Genomic DNA, 16,275 nt, shown 5'->3' on the forward strand with positions numbered 1-16,275 from the left:
GAACGGCATAATAATGTAATTGTTTTCTGTTTTAGGAAAAGCAAACACTGCATTTCAAACGTTTGTCAGTCGGGCTATCCATTATAGCTCCGAAGAAACCTGTGAAACAAGCAAGCCTGCCATAAATAACAAAGATAAGTGCTTTAAATCGGAGGCTGCCATTACTATCCCGTTTAGAAGGCTTGGGTTCTACTGCTATTTGCGTTTCCCCACCTAACGTCTCAAGTCATTAGCTAATAATGAAAAAGCCCCGATTTTCATCGAGGCTTTCAATCTGATTAAAACCAAACTAAGGGTTTATATTATCCTTTTTAGGTTTTGCTTTTGTTTCTACAATTTCTGCTACTGCTACCACTTCTTTGCGTTGTGCCGGGTCCATCAGTTCCATTAATTTCAAGCCCAAAAGGCCATCCATTGCCGAACCACCATGGTTGCCTCCACTGCCACCAATGAGTACGTCAGGAATTAATTTCACATTGCCTTTTGATAATTCCTCGGTGATTTTGTAACGGGTGAAGTTTTCACCACCTAGTGCTTTCACAGCAAGTTCGTATGCTTCGGCAGTTGATTTACCAACGGCTAATATTTTACCTGCTTCGGCACTACCTGTTAACGAAATCTGTTCAGCCTCTGCAGATGCCCTTAATTTTATCGCTTCCGAATCGGCTTGTGCCCTTGCTTTAGTGGCCTCGGCTTCGGCATGAGCCCTCATTTTTGTAGCCTCAGCCTCTGCCCCAACGGCTAATTTCACCCCAGCTGCATCACCTTCCGATTTTTTCACAGTTGCACTGGCAGTACGTTCGGCAATTTCAACACTTTGTTGTGCTTTCACAATATCTTTCTGCATATCGGCAATTGCAGTTTCTTTTTCCATCCCCTGGCGGGTTTCCTGTGCCTGTTTTTGGGTTTCGTAAGTAACCTTTTGCTCTTCTGCAATTTTACGGTCGGTTAAGGTTTTCATTAACGATTCTGGTGGTACAATATCACCAATCAATGTATCAACCGCATTTACATTATACTCATCCAACACTTTCCGGATATGCTCTTTAGCAGATTCCTGACGCTCTTTACGGGTACTTAAAAATGCAATCACATCACTTCCCTGTGCCGAGTTACGGAAATAGTTACCGATTGTAGGCTCTAAAACCTGCGAAACCAGATTCACCATGTTGCCGAAACGGGCAATTACTTTTGGAGCTTCAGTTGTGGGTACATGAATAATTTGTGCTACATCTAAATTGAATGGGAAACCATCTTTAGAACGCACAGTAATGGTTGAAAGGTTTTTATCCAAATTGTGTGCTTCACTCCTTGCCGATGCCCAGTTAAGCACCAGGTTGGTGGTTGGCACCAGCTCTACCTTCATAATATACTTATTAATTGGGTATTTACCCGGACCAAGTGGTTCCAACCAAACTCCTTTAGAACCTTTGCCCACAATATTACCATGTTTAAAATCAGCACCGGTTAAATCATTTCCTTCGGTACCAATAAACGAGATCACCACACCTACGTAACCTATCGCAATTTCTGTCATCGGGATTTCTTCCAGTTGAATGGCCCATGGATTAAGGTTATAAGAACCCGCTAAAATTACCTGGGGCTGTAAACCACGGTTACCTCCTTGCTTGATAAAGGCATCAAAATCCTGAAAATTATTGTGCCCATCAACCAATTTACCGGCAATCTGGTTGGCCTCAATAGGTAAGCCATCTAAAGTGGTTACAATACCCACCATGCTCTCCTGAATCCGGATCATATCGGTAACCGAAACCTGAAACAACATTGTATTGATACGGTAAGAACCTGAGGTAATATAGGAGGTTTGCCGGCCTCGCTGACCGCCGTTATCCAGAAACTTAACAGCATCCTGAAAATTATCGGATTCTACCCTTTGGCCAAGAATATTCCCCGTTGGAATTTCGGAACCATCTTTGGCCATAATCAGCCCAATTTTACCTTCCGGAATAATGGTAAACTGCTCCATGGTTACGCTGTACTGCCAAAACCACATTCCAAAATACATTCCCGGTGCTAACGTTTTTCCCTGGAAACCTGCTTCGCCTTTAACTGCGATAATTCGGCCGTCAGGCAGTTCGCGATCGGAACCGAAGAGCACGAATTTTTTGGTAATCAACCCGATTCTATCTTCGGGTACAATGACCATCCCGAATAAGAAACGTAAAATATATTTGTATAAAATGATGCACAACAGTGCCACTAAAACCCACCAATAATTAGAAATGAGCGCTTCCATAATGTTATATTTTTTCTTTTTTTTAACCTGATAAACCATTTATCAAGCACGATATAGATATCAAACAGCGTGCTTTGTTACCATTTTTAACACTTATTTTAAAACTATTTTTTATTGATTTTAAGGCCTAAAAGATGACTCTGGATCGATGATAAAATAATATCACCTACAGATGACATTTTGCAGAATACCCTAACAGAATGCTTATAAATATCAAAAACTAACGTTTTAGGTTTTAATAAAACACTGCGGAAATTTTAATTGTAAAAACTACAATTAATGCAAGAAAATATGTCCTTTTTTAGCCTACATGATTGACCAGATTGGAATACACCTTTATTGATTGGTTAGCCACAAGGCACGAAAACGCAAAGATTAAATGCCTATTTCTACACGATACTCTTGCTGCAATTCAAACAGGCATTTGGCGCAAAGGCAGCCATCATATAGTTCGGAGATATATTGTACTTCGTTAATGCTGAGCTGCACTACACTGCATTGGCATTTGGTATAAGAATTTGCCTTGCACTCAATAGCCGTATTACATCGCTCGCAAGGAATGATTTCGTGTTTGCTATGTTTCAAGGTTGAAGGCATAAGGCGTAAGGTTTAAGGTAAAACCTATTATTATACAAAAGTAAGGACAAAAAATAAGGTTTTGAGCGTTTGCCCAAAACCTTACGATATAATTAGATTCGTCATCCTGAATTTATTTCAGGATCAAACCCGATAGATGCTGAAACAAGTTCAGCATGACGGCCACTCCTAAAGTTCCCGCTATGGGATTTAGGTGGCTTATTTTATCCAGAACAGCTGATACAGCCTTCTTCCATTGAACAAACTGGTCCGTCAACGATTTCTTCTGCAACCTGATCTTGTGTCATTTCAGCAGGGATAACTGCCTCAATAGCTTTACCACCTTGGTTTTCTACTGTAAATTTAACCGCTTGAGAAGCTGCTTGTGTACGCAGGTAGTACATACCGGTTTTTAAACCTTTCTCCCATGCGTAAAAGTGCATTGAAGTTAATTTTGATGTATTTGGTGCATTTACAAACAAGTTTAACGATTGCGATTGACAGATGTAGGCTCCACGATCTGCAGCCATATCGATGATATTACGCATTTTGATCTCCCAAACAGTTTTGTATAACTCTTTAATGTAATCAGGAATGGTATCGATAGCCTGGATTGAACCATTAGCCAATATAATCTGATTTTTCATATCATTGTTCCATAAGCCCAATGCTACTAAATCTTTCAATAAATGTTTGTTTACCACTACAAACTCTCCACTTAATACCCGACGGGTGTAAATGTTTGAAGTATATGGCTCGAAACATTCGTTGTTACCTAAAATTTGTGAGGTAGATGCAGTTGGCATAGGTGCAACCAATAATGAGTTGTACACACCATCTTTAACTACTTTTTTGCGCAACGCATTCCAGTCCCAACGGCCACTATCTGGTGTTACATTCCATAAATCGAACTGGAATTTACCTTGTGATAACGGAGAACCTTTAAATGTTTGATATGGGCCGTTTTTAACCGCTAAATCGTGCGAAGCCGTCATCGAAGCGAAATAAATCGTTTCGAAAATATCTTTGTTCAAACGTTTAGCTTCATCACTTTCGAAAGGTAAACGCAATAAAATAAAGGCATCAGCCAAACCTTGTACACCTAAACCAACCGGGCGGTGGCGCATGTTGGAGTTTTCTGCTTCTTGTACCGGGTAATAGTTATGATCGATGATTTTGTTCAGGTTTAAAGTAGCCTGATAAGTTACATCGTATAATTTTTGGTGATCAAAAGCACCATTGATTACGAAACGAGGCAATGCCAATGAAGCTAAGTTACAAACGGCAACTTCATCTTTAGAGGTATACTCGATAATTTCGGTACACAAGTTAGAACTCTTAATGGTACCTAAGTTCTGTTGGTTAGATTTGCTGTTCGCGGCATCTTTAAACAACATATAAGGTGTGCCAGTTTCAATCTGCGAATCTAGGATGGCAAACCAAAGTTCTTGCGCTTTAACGGTTTTGCGTCCACGTTTTTCAGCTTCGTATTTAGTATACAGGGCTTCGAACTCAGCACCAAAACAATCTGCTAAACCTGGTGCTTCGTGCGGGCAAAATAATGTCCAATCGCCATTATCTTTAACGCGTTGCATAAATAAATCGTTAATCCATAAGGCGTAGAATAAATCACGCGCACGCATTTCTTCTTTACCGTGGTTTTTACGAAGATCAAGAAATTCAAAAACATCAGCATGCCAAGGCTCTAAATAAATTGCGAAAGCACCTTTACGTTTACCTCCACCCTGATCTACATAACGGGCAGTATCGTTAAATACGCGTAACATTGGGATGATACCATTACTTGTACCATTGGTACCGCCAATATACGATCCTGTTGCACGGATGTTGTGAATGCTTAAACCAATACCACCAGCACTTTGCGAAATTTTAGCAGTTTGCTTCAACGTATCGTAAATACCTTCAATACTGTCATCCTGCATGGTTAACAAGAAACATGAAGACATTTGAGGTTTTGGCGTGGCTGCGTTAAATAAAGTTGGTGTAGCATGTGTAAACCAACGCTCGCTCATTAAGTTATAGGTTTTGATTGCGCTTTCGATATCTTCTTTGTGGATACCAACAGAAACGCGCATAAACAAATGTTGCGGACGTTCTACAATCTGACCGTTAACTTTTAATAGGTAAGATTTTTCCAACGTTTTGAAACCGAAATAATCAAAGCCGAAATCGCGGTCGTAAATGATAGAACTATCTAAAATATCCTTGTTTTTTTCTATAATCTCATAAACATCATCAGCGATAAGCGGTGCCGCTTTCTGCGCTTTCGGGTCGAAATATTCGTACAACATTTTCATCGTACCCGAGAATGATTTTGTGGTATTTTTATGCAAGTTCGAAACCGCTATACGCGATGCCAGCAAAGCATAATCAGGGTGCTTAGTAGTTAACGATGCAGCAGTTTCTGCAGCAAGGTTATCCAGTTCTGACGTGGTTACGCCATCGTATAAACCTTCGATTACCTTTTTGGCTACATCGATTGGATCTACCAGATCTGAATTTAAACTATAGCACAACTTTTGGATACGGGCTGTGATTTTGTCAAATTGCACCGCCTCTTTGCGGCCATCTCTTTTTAGTACGAACATATTTTATGAGATTTTTAGTTAATATTTAGTAGCGAGCATCAAGTATCAAGACTTAATCATCACTTTATATTTATGTTATTTATTTAATTGGTATCAGGTAATGAGTATCAAGTATCGAGGCTACAACCTTCTGCCTTCTACCTTTTAACCCTCTACCCTAGAAGTCTTCATCTAAAGAAAACGCTTGTTTGTTGTTATCAGCAGAGGTTAATACACCACTTTTTTGATAATCGCCTACACGTTTCTCGAAGAAATTGGTTTTACCCTGCAAAGAAATCATTTCCATAAAATCGAATGGATTGGTTGCATTGTAGATTTTTTTGTAACCAAGTTCCTGTAACCATCTGTCGGCTACAAATTCGATGTACTGGCTCATTAATTTTGCATTCATACCAATTAAAGCAACTGGCAATGCATCTGTAATAAATTCTTTTTCAATTTCTACGGCATCACTGATAATGCCATGCACTGCTTCTTCACTTAATTTATTGCTTAGCATGCTGTACAATAAGCAGGCAAATTCGCAATGCGATCCTTCGTCTCTGGAAATCAACTCATTACTAAAAGTTAACCCTGGCATTAAACCACGTTTTTTTAACCAGAAAATAGAGCAGAAACTTCCGCTGAAGAAAATACCTTCAACCGCAGCAAATGCCACTAAACGTTCGGCAAAAGTTCCGTTTTCGATCCAGCGTAAAGCCCATTCTGCTTTTCTTTTTACCGCAGGTACGGTATCTATAGCATGGAATAAACGGTCTTTCTCTTCCGGATCTTTAATATAAGTATCAATTAATAAGGCGTAGGTTTCGGCATGAATGTTTTCCATCATAATCTGGAAACCATAAAAACAACGTGCCTCAGGCAATTGCACTTCGCTCATGAAGTTTACCGCAAGGTTTTCGTTTACTATACCATCACTAGCAGAAAAGAAAGCAAGGATGTGAGAAATAAAATGCCTTTCGCCATCATTTAAATTGTCCCAGTGTTTCTGGTCGTCAGAAAGATCAATCTCTTCTGCTGTCCAAAAACTAGCTTCGGTCTTTTTATACATTTCCCAAATTGCCGGATACTTAATCGGCAAAAGCACAAATCTGTCTTTGTTTTCTTGTAGTAATAATTCCTGTTCCATACACTGATGTTTTTAATTCTAATTTTTAACAGAGCCAACAAAGGCACGCATCCATCAATTTTATATGATGATTGTAATGTCTTTTATCAAAACGCTGTTGTGAAAGTGCTAACCCTATTGCCTGACAAACAACTGAATTTTTAGTTAGGAAAATTTAATAAAGCAATCAGGATGATATACGTATAAATTACTAAAAACTAAGCTTTTATATTTGTTTTCAAACGCAAGAAGTTAAAGAACTTTGTTATAACAAATATAGATACGACAGGCCTTTTTTGTGAACCAAAGTTGTTAACACCCGGCAATAATGCTGGGGAAAAACGATCAGGCAAATATCATTTTCAAGCGAAAAAAAAGCTAATCGTTTCTTTTCAAGGGTTTAGCAAACAAAAATGAGTGTTAATAACTTAAATTTGAGGGGTATAATAAGCACTAAATAGAGCGGAAAAGAGTATTACTCAACAGCATAGCTCAGACTCACTTTGGCTATACCCTTGCGGTAGATACCGATCTGTTTTGCAGCACGTTCTGACAGATCTATGGCCAATCTTTTGGAGAAAGGACCGCGATCATTTACCTTTACTACAACTGATTTTCCGTTATCGGGGTTGGTTACTGTAATGAGTGTGCCGAATGGCAGTGTGCGGTGGGCGGCCGTTAATTTTTTCGACCTGTATTTGGCTCCGCTGGTGGTTCGGCGGCCTTCGAATTTTCTGTGGTAATAAGTGGCGAGAACTGTTTTATTGATACTATCTGGTTCATCTGATGGGTCAGAATCGTGTGCTTTGCTTTGTAAAAACAGGAAACAAAAACTTAATAACAGAAGATACTTCATAGGCTAAATTTTATTTATCGAGCCTGCAAATATAAGCATTTAGTTTATAATCAATAATTTGTGGAAAAACAGCCCGATTTTGTGCATTAAAAAAGGCGTACAGCTTGTCGCTATACGCCTCTACCTAACCCTACTACATCCACCTTATTTTTTATCTGGCACGAAATTCATTGAGATCGAATTTACACAATGACGGGTGTCTTTGTTGGTAAATCCTTCGCCTACAAATACGTGACCAAGATGCGCGCCACAGTTGGCACAAACTATTTCTGTACGTGATCCATCTGCATCAGGAATACGTTTTACAGCTCCTTTAATTTCATCATCAAAAGCAGGCCATCCGCAATGTGCATCAAACTTGGTTTCTGACCGATATAATGCTGCATTACAACGTTTACAGGTATAAGTTCCTTTATCAGTTGTATGTTCGTATTTACCTGTACCAGGATATTCTGTACCTTTATTTACAATTACTCTTTCTTCTTCGGGTGTTAATGGATTCCAGTTCATTTTCTTCTTTGGTATGATTTGTTCTGTTTCCTTCGGTTGTTTTGCAGCTTCCTTATTTTGCTTTTGGGCACAAGCAGAAAGTCCTGTTATTAAAACAACAGCAGAAAGCAAAAATAGTTTATTTAACATCGTTTTCATACCTCAATATACGCTATAGATTTTGTTTTGGTTTGCTGGTTTGAGAGAATGGAGTAGTGTTTACAAAGGGATGATAAATGAGAACAACTAATTAGAAATCCACCACAAAGTACATAGAGATTTCCACAGAGAAAACAGAGATAAAATTATATATTGACCATTTTTAAAACTGATATAAGATTCTTTCGCTCTGCAAGATCGAAATTAGTAAATTAAATAATTCTGTGTGCTCTGTGCGTTTTCTTAGTGCCCTCTGTGGTAAAACTGTAATCAGATTCAAATAAAACACAAAAAAGCGTCCCGAACCTAATCGAAACGCTTTTTTTATATAGAAATCTTTAAATCTTATTTTGCCAATTCTTCTGCCATTGCAGCACCGATTTCAGCAGGACTTTCTACTACACGGATACCACACTCACGCATGATTTTCATTTTAGCTGCTGCAGTATCATCAGCACCGCCAACAATAGCACCAGCGTGGCCCATTCTACGTCCCGGAGGCGCAGTTTGACCAGCGATAAACCCAACAACAGGCTTAGTACCGTTTTCTTTGATCCAACGCGCTGCTTCAGCTTCCATTCCACCACCAATTTCACCAATCATGATGATACCGTGAGTTTCAGGATCGTTCATTAATAATTTAACAGCTTCAACAGTTGGCGTTCCGATAATTGGGTCGCCACCGATACCAATTGCAGTTGTAATACCTAAACCAGCTTTAACCACCTGATCTACAGCTTCGTAAGTTAAAGTTCCTGATTTAGAAACCACACCTACATGACCTTTTTTGAAGATAAAACCTGGCATAATACCAATTTTAGCTTCATCAGCAGTAATTACACCAGGGCAGTTAGGGCCGATAAGCGTAACATCACGGTCAGTAATATATTCTTTAACCTGAATCATATCCTTTGTAGGGATACCTTCAGTAATACAAACAATAACTTTAATACCACCTTCGGCAGCTTCCATAATTGCATCAGCAGCAAAAGCTGGTGGCACAAAAATGATAGATACATTTGCACCCGTTTTATCAACGGCATCTTTAACAGTATTAAAAACAGGCTTTTCTAAATGCAATTGCCCACCTTTGCCAGGCGTTACACCACCAACTACGTTTGTACCATAGGCCAGCATTTGCTCAGCGTGGTAAGTTCCTTCGTTTCCGGTAAAACCCTGAACGATAACCTTAGAATCTTTATTTACTAAAACGCTCATGTATCAATATTTTTTTTGTGCAAAGCTAATATTATTGTAACGGAATTCAAATCTAAAACCATATTATTTAGTCCGTTTTTTCAGGAAAATGTAAGGAAATGCATTGTGGGAGCTTTAGATAAAATTATTCATGTTTTTGGTATCGTGTAAGAAGCATGCCTTTCGGTAATAAACTTAACAGCAATGGGCATCACGATTTAAGCACTGCCTGTTTTGTCTTTTATTGTGTACTTGCTTGTTTCTCAGGATTCATCGGGATATAGTGAATGGCAGGGCTTCAAAGGGCAAAGAATTGCAATACTTTCGTTTTCAAATCAAAAGTATCAGTGATTTTAGGAAATGAACAGTCCTGTTCTTTTGGAGGGCTTCAGTCCCGCTCTTCGTTTTTTCTGATGAAGAATCAGAACCACTGCGATCGGGTTTAGTAACAAAGTTTGGATGCTTTTGGCAACATGTATGAAGCAGGCCTTTAGGTAATAAACTTGACAGCAAGGGGCATCACGATTTAAGCACTGCCTGTTTTGTCTTTTGTTGTGTGCTTGCTTGTTTCACAGGATTCATCGGGATAAATTGAGTGGAAGGGTTTCAAGGGTTAAGAATTGCAATTCTTTCGTTTTTAAATCAAAAATATCAATGATTTTTAGGAAATGAACAGTCATGTTCTTTTGGAGGGCTTCAGTCCCGCTCTCCGTTTTTTCTGATGAAGAATCAGAACCACTGCGATCGGGTTTAGTAACAAAGTTTGGATGCTTTTGGCAAGATCCATGCAAAACGCTTAAATTTACTTTTCAAGCTGCAATACCAAGCTTAATAATGATGCTAAAACCTGAATAACCATGAAATTAATCCTTATTGTAACTGTATTTGTTTCAATTTTTATTTCCCTGAATGCAAGCGGGCAAAGTAATGATACCAGTAAATACATTCTTCAAAATGATGCTGAAATAGCTAAAGAAGAGCCAGGAACACATAATGGTGGTGGAAAAACCATTGGCTTTAACTTTTTTGGTGATGCGAAGAATTTAAAATCGGTATTCAAAAAAAGAATTTTAAAGTCTGGCTCATCAATCGGTTATCATTTACAAAAAGAAGACGAAATATATTATGTGATCAGTGGAAACGGCACCATGCAAATGAATGGAAAAACCTTTGCCGTTAAACCTGGCGATGCCATTTTAACCCGGCCGGGCAGCTCACATGGCATTGCACCAAATGTGGGTAACGACTTAACGATTATGATTGTTTACGAGAAGAAATAAGCACGAACATAAGTAGGATTAGGCGAAGTTTAGCTAACATTTTCAGTTTATAGTTGCCGGTTCTGAATTCTCACTCGCAGTGCAAAAGTATATACTCCAGTTAAAAAATTGCAAAACCTTAGCTCTTGAATCGGGTTTAAAAACCTCACATAATGCATCGAAAGTTATATGATCTCAAAAAATCAGCGGAGATTTATAACATTGCGTGGAAAAATTAAATACACACTTTACAAATTACCATAAAAACACAAAAAGCCAGATTAACTTAATCGCTAATCTGGCTTTGCTTTATTTGCTATCAAACTATAAACTTTTTACTTCAGCTTTAGCATTATCTACTTTAGGTTTAGGTTCCGTTTTCCAGCCCTTTGCCCACTCAGCCTGTGCAGCTTCATCATGGAAAGTCCAGGCCACGAAACGACTTATTTTTTGTCCCTGGCTCATTTGAACCGTGGTTACTTCAAAAGCATTAGCTTTAACCAATGCACTGTAGATACTTTTTAAATTGGCACTTTTTGATACCAATGAGGTAAACCATAAAACCTGATTTTTAATTTGCTCGCTCTGAATAATCATCTGTTCTACAAAAGCACGTTCGCCACCGGGGCACCAAAGCTCAGCCTTGTTTCCACCAAAGTTTAGTACGTGTTTTACCTCTTTTTCGTTTCCGCCCAGGTTGCGCCATTTCTGACGTGTACCTTGCTCAGCCTCTTTTAACGATGCATGGAAAGGTGGATTACAAACTACGGCATCAAAACGCTCTTTACCGCCCACAATGCCTCTAAAAATACCCATTTTTGACGATTGCTGACGGATTTCTACTGCACCTTGTAACGGTTTATTGGCTTCGATAATGCGTTTGGCCGAATCAACCGAAAGTGGATCGATTTCTGAACCAACGAAATTCCAGCCATATTCCTGGTGACCAATAATAGGGTAAATGCAATTTGCCCCAACGCCGATATCCAATACATTGATATTGGCTCCTTTTGGATTTTTACCTTTATTGCTCGAGCCTAAAAGATCGGCAACATAATGAATATAATCTGCCCGGCCCGGAATTGGCGGACAAAGAAAATCTGCAGGAATATCCCACTGAGAAATGTTATAAAAATACTTTAATAATGCCCTGTTAAGTGCTTTAACGGCATTTTGATCTGCAAAATCGATAGAATCATCATTATGCTCATTTTTAAAAACGAAGCGTTTTAATTCTTTTGAAGTTGCAATAAGTTGTTTGAAATTGTAACGCGAACGGTGTTTGTTGCGTGGGTGTAACTCGCTTTTTTCTTTGCGGTTATTTTGTTCTTCTTGAGCCAATGTGCTATGTATTAATTAAACAAGCTGTGTGCATGTTTCTGCTGCAAAGATACTTAATTAGTTTGGAGTTCGAAGTTTTTAGTTCGGAGTTGCTGGACACTTTAAATTATACTCGTTAAACTGAAAACTCCAAACTGAGAACTGCAAACTACACCTCCTCCCCTTTTTCAATCATCATTGGCCGGATGGCTTTTAAATACTTTTCTTCATCAAATTGGTTTTCGCTTTTGGCGATTACGATGGTAGCTATACCGTTTCCGATAACGTTTGTAATGGCTCTTGCTTCACTCATAAAACGATCCACGCCTATTAAAATGGAAATGTGTTCGTTAGGCATAATTTTGAGTGCCGTTAAAGTAGATACGAGCACTATAAACCCGCTTCCAGTTACGCCTGCTGCTCCTTTTGAGGTAACCATGAGCACGCCTAAAACTGTAATCTGTTGCCCTAAAGATAAATCGACATGAAATACCTGGCAAAGAAAAATTACCGCCATGGCCAGGTAAATTGCTGTTCCATCAAGATTAAAAGAATAACCTGTTGGAATAACCAGGCCTACAACCGATTTATCACAGCCAATAGCTTCCATTTTTTGTATCATACTTGGCAGGGCCGATTCGGAAGAAGAGGTACCGAGCACAATTAAAATTTCCTGACGGATATATTTAAGGTATTGCCATAAACTGAATTTATAGTACCTGCAAATGCCATTTAACACGATAAAAATAAACAGGATGCAGGTTAAATACACCGAGCCCATTAGTTTTGCCATGCCCACTAAACTTTCTAAGCCATGGGTACCTATACTGAAAGCCATGCCGCCGAAAGCACCAATTGGTGCTAAACGCATAATCACTTTCATGATTTTAAAAAGCACTTTTGATATTTTATCGAAGGCATTTAAAACGCTAGTGCCCTCTCCGCCTAATTTATTAAGCCCGTAGCCAAAAAGAATAGCGAAAAGCAGAATCTGCAAAATATTTCCTTCAGCAAAAGCAGCAATCACATTGTGCGGAATAATGTGCAGAAAAAATTCTGCCCAATTCATGTCTTTAGCTTTCTCGGCATAACCTACAATTTTTGTAGCATCGCCAGCCTTAGTGATCATTCCGACACCTGGCTTTAAAACATTGGCTACCAATAAACCGATTGCAATCGCTACTGTGCTTACAATTTCGAAATACAACAATGCTTTACCACCTACCCTACCTACTTTTTTCATATCGCCCATGTGTGCGATTCCTAAAACGATGGTAAAGAATATAATGGGTGCAATTAACATGCTAATCAGGTTAATAAAACCCTCACTGATTAATTTAGCTGTAGGCGCAAAACCCGGGAAGAAAATTCCAACATTAATCCCTATTATAATGGCCAGAATAACCTGAAAGGTTAAATTGGAAAATACTTTTTTTACAAATGCTATAAATGTCATCTTTATCTTTTAGGTGTTTTGGCTTTTCATTGAGCAGATATAAGCTTAAAATAAATCTATTTATAAATACTGACTTCAATTTTTCCATCTGTGGTTATTGTTCCACGGTACATGCCCTCGGTGTTAAATGGCATGGCCACATTACCGTTTTTATCCAGCGCAATTAAACCACCGTCGCCACCCATTTTACCTACCTTATCCAATACTATTTTCGAAGCTTCGGCTACTGATAAACTTTTATATTCCATTAAATCGGAAATGGTTTTGGCCACTACATTGCGAATGTAAAACTCGCCCCAACCGGTACAGGAAATACCAGCGGTTTCGTTATTGCAATAAGTACCAGCACCGATAATTGGGGCATCGCCAACACGACCGTATTTTTTATTCGTCATACCTCCGGTTGATGTTCCTGCAGCCAGGTTGCCTGCTTTATCAAGTGCTACACAACCTACTGTACCAAATTTATAATCGTGGTTTTTACTTCCGAGTAATTCCGATTTTTTGCTTCCATGATCTAATACTGCTTTTGTAGAATCTTCTTTAATAGCCTTTTGTAAACCATTCCAGCGTTCTTTTGTCCAGAAATATTTTGGATCTACAATTTCAAGCCCAACTTCTTTAGCAAATTGTTCAGCCCCTGCGCCAACCATCATTACATGTTCCGATTTTTCCATCACTGCCCTTGCTGCAGAAATAGGATTTTTAATGGTGGTAACTCCGGCAACCGATCCTGCCATTAATGTTTTTCCATCCATAATTGCTGCATCAAGCTCGTTTTTGCCATCATGGGTAAACACAGCACCTTTACCTGCATTAAAATGAGGATCGTTTTCCATAACATGTATAGTGGCTTCTACGGCATCCATACTGGTTTTACCAGCTTTAATTTGAGCATAGCCAGCTTGTAATGCCTGTGTTAAAACAGCAATATAGGCAGCTTCCATTTCGGGACTCATATTTTTTTTGAGGATAGTACCTGCCCCGCCATGAATAACCATTGCATATTTTTTCTGTTGTGCAGAAACCTGGAGCGTTAAGGCCGAAAACAAGAATAAGGCAATTAATTTTAACCGTTTCATCTTCTTTTAAAGTTTAAGAAGCTGTTAAATTAAGAAAATCCTTGAGAATAAACAGGCTTAAACTTTAGCTATCCCTTTGGATGAGAATTGCAGATCGTAAAGTTTTTTATAATAGCCGTTCAGCTTCAGCAATTGTTGATGAGTGCCTTTTTCTTTAATCTCGCCCTTATCAAGCACGATAATCTGATCGGCTTTTTGAATGGTTGATAAGCGGTGGGCAATTACAATAGAAGTTCTGCCTTCCATCAGGTTATCAATGGCTTTCTGGATCAATAATTCGGTTTCAGTATCAACTGAAGAGGTAGCCTCATCTAAAACCAAAATTGCAGGATTATGTACCAGCGCACGGATAAAGGAAATTAACTGCGCCTGACCAGCAGAAAGTGTAGCCCCTCTTTCCATCACATTATATTGATATCCACCTGGCAATCTTTCGATAAAATCATGCGCACCAACTTTTTTGGCAGCATTTACAACTTCTTCTACCGTAATTTCGGGATTATTTAGCGTAATATTGTTTAAAATGGTATCCGAAAACAGGAAAACATCCTGAAGTACCGTTGCAATGTGACTTCTGAGGTAATCGAGCTCAAAATCTTCAATGCGGATACCATCTACGGTAATATTTCCTCTTTTTACTTCATAAAATCGGTTCAGGATATTAATTGTAGATGATTTACCTGCTCCTGTTGCACCAACCAAAGCAACGGTTTCACCAGCTTTTACCTCAAAGCTGAGGTTTTTAAGCACATAATTTTCTTCATTGTAAGCAAACCAGACTTTTTCGAAAAGGATATTTCCTTGTAAGCTGGCAGGTTTTTGAGTTCCTTCATTTGGCGTAGTTTCATCAGTATCCAAAACTTTAAAAACACGCTCAGCACCAACCATACCCATTTGTAAGGTGTTAAATTTATCAGCCAACTGGCGGATCGGCGTAAACACCATACCCAGGTACATAATAAATTGGGTGATGGTTCCTGGAGTAACATCCAAAGGTTTGGAAAGAATACTTTTTGCGCCATACCAAACCAATAAACCTAATGACATGGCTGAGATTAACTCCACCACAGGGAAAAAGATAGAATAGTACCAATTGGAACGGATATTGGCATCGCGATAACGCTTGTTGATGGCATAAAATTTCCTGTACTCCTGCTTCTCCCTGGCGAAATACTGCACAATGGAAACTCCGGTAATGTGTTCCTGCAAAAAGGTATTCAGGTTTGAAACTTCATTCCTGATTTCCTGAAAGGCCACCTTAATTGCTTTCTGAAATTTCCTGGTTGCAATAATTAACAACGGAATGGGTAACAAAACTACCAGGCTCAGTTGCCAATCGGTATATAACATTACACACACAATTACCACCACCTGCAAACTATCACCGATCATAGAGATTAAACCTTCTGAAAAAATATCTGCAATGGTTTCTAAATCGGAAACTGTTCGGGTAATTAACTGACCTATAGGCGTTTTATCAAAAAATTTGAGACGAAGTTTAGTAATGTGATTAAAAACATTGATGCGGAGATCGCGGATAACCGACTGACCAAGTGTATTTGTTAAAAGCGTATGATTATATTGGATTAAAGTTTGTAAAACCAACATAAAAACCATCAGCATGGTCATGTTTACAAGTCCTGAATAATTGCCAGTTAAAATGTAATGATCTAAGGTATATTTTATTAAAAACGGACGTACAGGAGAAATTGCTGCCAGTAAAATCGTTAAAATAACCGACCATACAAAAACGGCACGATAAGGCTTTACGTATTGAAAAATACGTTTCAGTAATCCGGTGTTGTATACGTCGCCTGTAACTGCCATGCTTAGGGTTTAGGGTGTAAGGTTTAGGGTTTAAGGTCCTACATAGCTCACACAAATTTCAAAAAAGTATTAGGTTCATC

12 protein-coding genes are annotated in these 16,275 nt (G+C 38.8%); 1 reads left to right on the forward strand and 11 read right to left on the reverse strand.

Features of this window, described 5'->3' with window-relative positions:
* Window positions 1-289 precede the first annotated feature (289 nt).
* The 7 genes from ASE74_RS19080 to sucD all read right to left on the reverse strand — a co-directional run bounded on the left by ASE74_RS19080 (window position 290) and on the right by sucD (window position 9,272).
* Window positions 290-2,257, reverse strand: a complete 1,968-nt coding sequence (locus ASE74_RS19080; RefSeq protein WP_055912827.1) for an SPFH domain-containing protein — start codon at window positions 2,255-2,257, stop codon at window positions 290-292.
* A gap of 375 nt (window positions 2,258-2,632) precedes the next feature.
* Window positions 2,633-2,854, reverse strand: a complete 222-nt coding sequence (locus tag ASE74_RS24580) for a cysteine-rich CWC family protein (protein WP_082458853.1) — start codon at window positions 2,852-2,854, stop codon at window positions 2,633-2,635.
* Between the two features lie 203 nt (window positions 2,855-3,057).
* Window positions 3,058-5,442 carry a ribonucleoside-diphosphate reductase subunit alpha gene (locus ASE74_RS19085; RefSeq protein WP_055912493.1) on the reverse strand — a complete coding sequence of 795 codons (2,385 nt, stop codon included), beginning with the start codon at window positions 5,440-5,442 and terminating at the stop codon, window positions 3,058-3,060.
* Between the two features lie 157 nt (window positions 5,443-5,599).
* Complete coding sequence (locus ASE74_RS19090) at window positions 5,600-6,571, reverse strand: ribonucleoside-diphosphate reductase small subunit (protein ID WP_025145778.1); 972 nt, start codon at window positions 6,569-6,571, stop codon at window positions 5,600-5,602.
* A 454-nt stretch (window positions 6,572-7,025) separates the two neighbouring features.
* A complete protein-coding gene (locus tag ASE74_RS19095) occupies window positions 7,026-7,406 on the reverse strand; it encodes a septal ring lytic transglycosylase RlpA family protein (RefSeq protein WP_055912495.1) in 381 nt (126 codons plus the stop codon).
* A gap of 144 nt (window positions 7,407-7,550) precedes the next feature.
* Window positions 7,551-8,054: a methionine-R-sulfoxide reductase gene (locus tag ASE74_RS19100; RefSeq protein ID WP_055912497.1), complete on the reverse strand. Its 504-nt coding sequence runs from the start codon at window positions 8,052-8,054 to the stop codon at window positions 7,551-7,553.
* A gap of 345 nt (window positions 8,055-8,399) precedes the next feature.
* Complete coding sequence (gene sucD / locus ASE74_RS19105; RefSeq protein WP_055912499.1) at window positions 8,400-9,272, reverse strand: succinate--CoA ligase subunit alpha; 873 nt, start codon at window positions 9,270-9,272, stop codon at window positions 8,400-8,402.
* Window positions 9,273-10,108: 836 nt separating this feature from the next.
* On the opposite strand from sucD, the gene ASE74_RS19110 reads away from it, so the two are divergent.
* Window positions 10,109-10,531 carry a cupin domain-containing protein gene (locus ASE74_RS19110; RefSeq protein ID WP_055912501.1) on the forward strand — a complete coding sequence of 141 codons (423 nt, stop codon included), beginning with the start codon at window positions 10,109-10,111 and terminating at the stop codon, window positions 10,529-10,531.
* A 303-nt stretch (window positions 10,532-10,834) separates the two neighbouring features.
* Here the strand turns inward: ASE74_RS19110 and rlmF are convergent, their stop codons facing one another.
* The 4 genes from rlmF to ASE74_RS19130 all read right to left on the reverse strand — a co-directional run bounded on the left by rlmF (window position 10,835) and on the right by ASE74_RS19130 (window position 16,195).
* Window positions 10,835-11,851, reverse strand: coding sequence for a 23S rRNA (adenine(1618)-N(6))-methyltransferase RlmF (gene rlmF / locus ASE74_RS19115; RefSeq protein WP_082458854.1), 1,017 nt, complete (start codon window positions 11,849-11,851; stop codon window positions 10,835-10,837).
* A 148-nt stretch (window positions 11,852-11,999) separates the two neighbouring features.
* The gene (gene dctA, locus ASE74_RS19120) at window positions 12,000-13,286 is read right to left on the reverse strand and encodes a C4-dicarboxylate transporter DctA (RefSeq protein ID WP_055912505.1); all 1,287 of its coding nucleotides are present in this window, start codon (window positions 13,284-13,286) and stop codon (window positions 12,000-12,002) included.
* 56 nt (window positions 13,287-13,342) lie between these two features.
* The gene (locus ASE74_RS19125) at window positions 13,343-14,368 is read right to left on the reverse strand and encodes an isoaspartyl peptidase/L-asparaginase family protein (RefSeq protein WP_055912507.1); all 1,026 of its coding nucleotides are present in this window, start codon (window positions 14,366-14,368) and stop codon (window positions 13,343-13,345) included.
* 57 nt (window positions 14,369-14,425) lie between these two features.
* Window positions 14,426-16,195: an ABC transporter ATP-binding protein gene (locus ASE74_RS19130; RefSeq protein WP_055912509.1), complete on the reverse strand. Its 1,770-nt coding sequence runs from the start codon at window positions 16,193-16,195 to the stop codon at window positions 14,426-14,428.
* Between the last annotated feature and the right edge of the window lie 80 nt (window positions 16,196-16,275).

The organism is Pedobacter sp. Leaf216 (assembly GCF_001421515.1).
GTDB lineage: Bacteria > Bacteroidota > Bacteroidia > Sphingobacteriales > Sphingobacteriaceae > Pedobacter.

What these genes read in the sequence shown, in the direction of transcription:
- ASE74_RS24580 (WP_082458853.1), bottom strand. Translation starts at nt 2,854, where the DNA reads ATGCCTTCAACCTTGAAACATAGCAAACACGAAATCATTCCTTGCGAG.
- ASE74_RS19110 (WP_055912501.1), top strand. Translation starts at nt 10,109, where the DNA reads ATGAAATTAATCCTTATTGTAACTGTATTTGTTTCAATTTTTATTTCC.
- ASE74_RS19080 (WP_055912827.1), bottom strand. Translation starts at nt 2,257, where the DNA reads ATGGAAGCGCTCATTTCTAATTATTGGTGGGTTTTAGTGGCACTGTTG.
- ASE74_RS19100 (WP_055912497.1), bottom strand. Translation starts at nt 8,054, where the DNA reads ATGAAAACGATGTTAAATAAACTATTTTTGCTTTCTGCTGTTGTTTTA.
- dctA (WP_055912505.1), bottom strand. Translation starts at nt 13,286, where the DNA reads ATGACATTTATAGCATTTGTAAAAAAAGTATTTTCCAATTTAACCTTT.
- sucD (WP_055912499.1), bottom strand. Translation starts at nt 9,272, where the DNA reads ATGAGCGTTTTAGTAAATAAAGATTCTAAGGTTATCGTTCAGGGTTTT.
- ASE74_RS19125 (WP_055912507.1), bottom strand. Translation starts at nt 14,368, where the DNA reads ATGAAACGGTTAAAATTAATTGCCTTATTCTTGTTTTCGGCCTTAACG.
- ASE74_RS19130 (WP_055912509.1), bottom strand. Translation starts at nt 16,195, where the DNA reads ATGGCAGTTACAGGCGACGTATACAACACCGGATTACTGAAACGTATT.
- ASE74_RS19090 (WP_025145778.1), bottom strand. Translation starts at nt 6,571, where the DNA reads ATGGAACAGGAATTATTACTACAAGAAAACAAAGACAGATTTGTGCTT.
- ASE74_RS19085 (WP_055912493.1), bottom strand. Translation starts at nt 5,442, where the DNA reads ATGTTCGTACTAAAAAGAGATGGCCGCAAAGAGGCGGTGCAATTTGAC.
- ASE74_RS19095 (WP_055912495.1), bottom strand. Translation starts at nt 7,406, where the DNA reads ATGAAGTATCTTCTGTTATTAAGTTTTTGTTTCCTGTTTTTACAAAGC.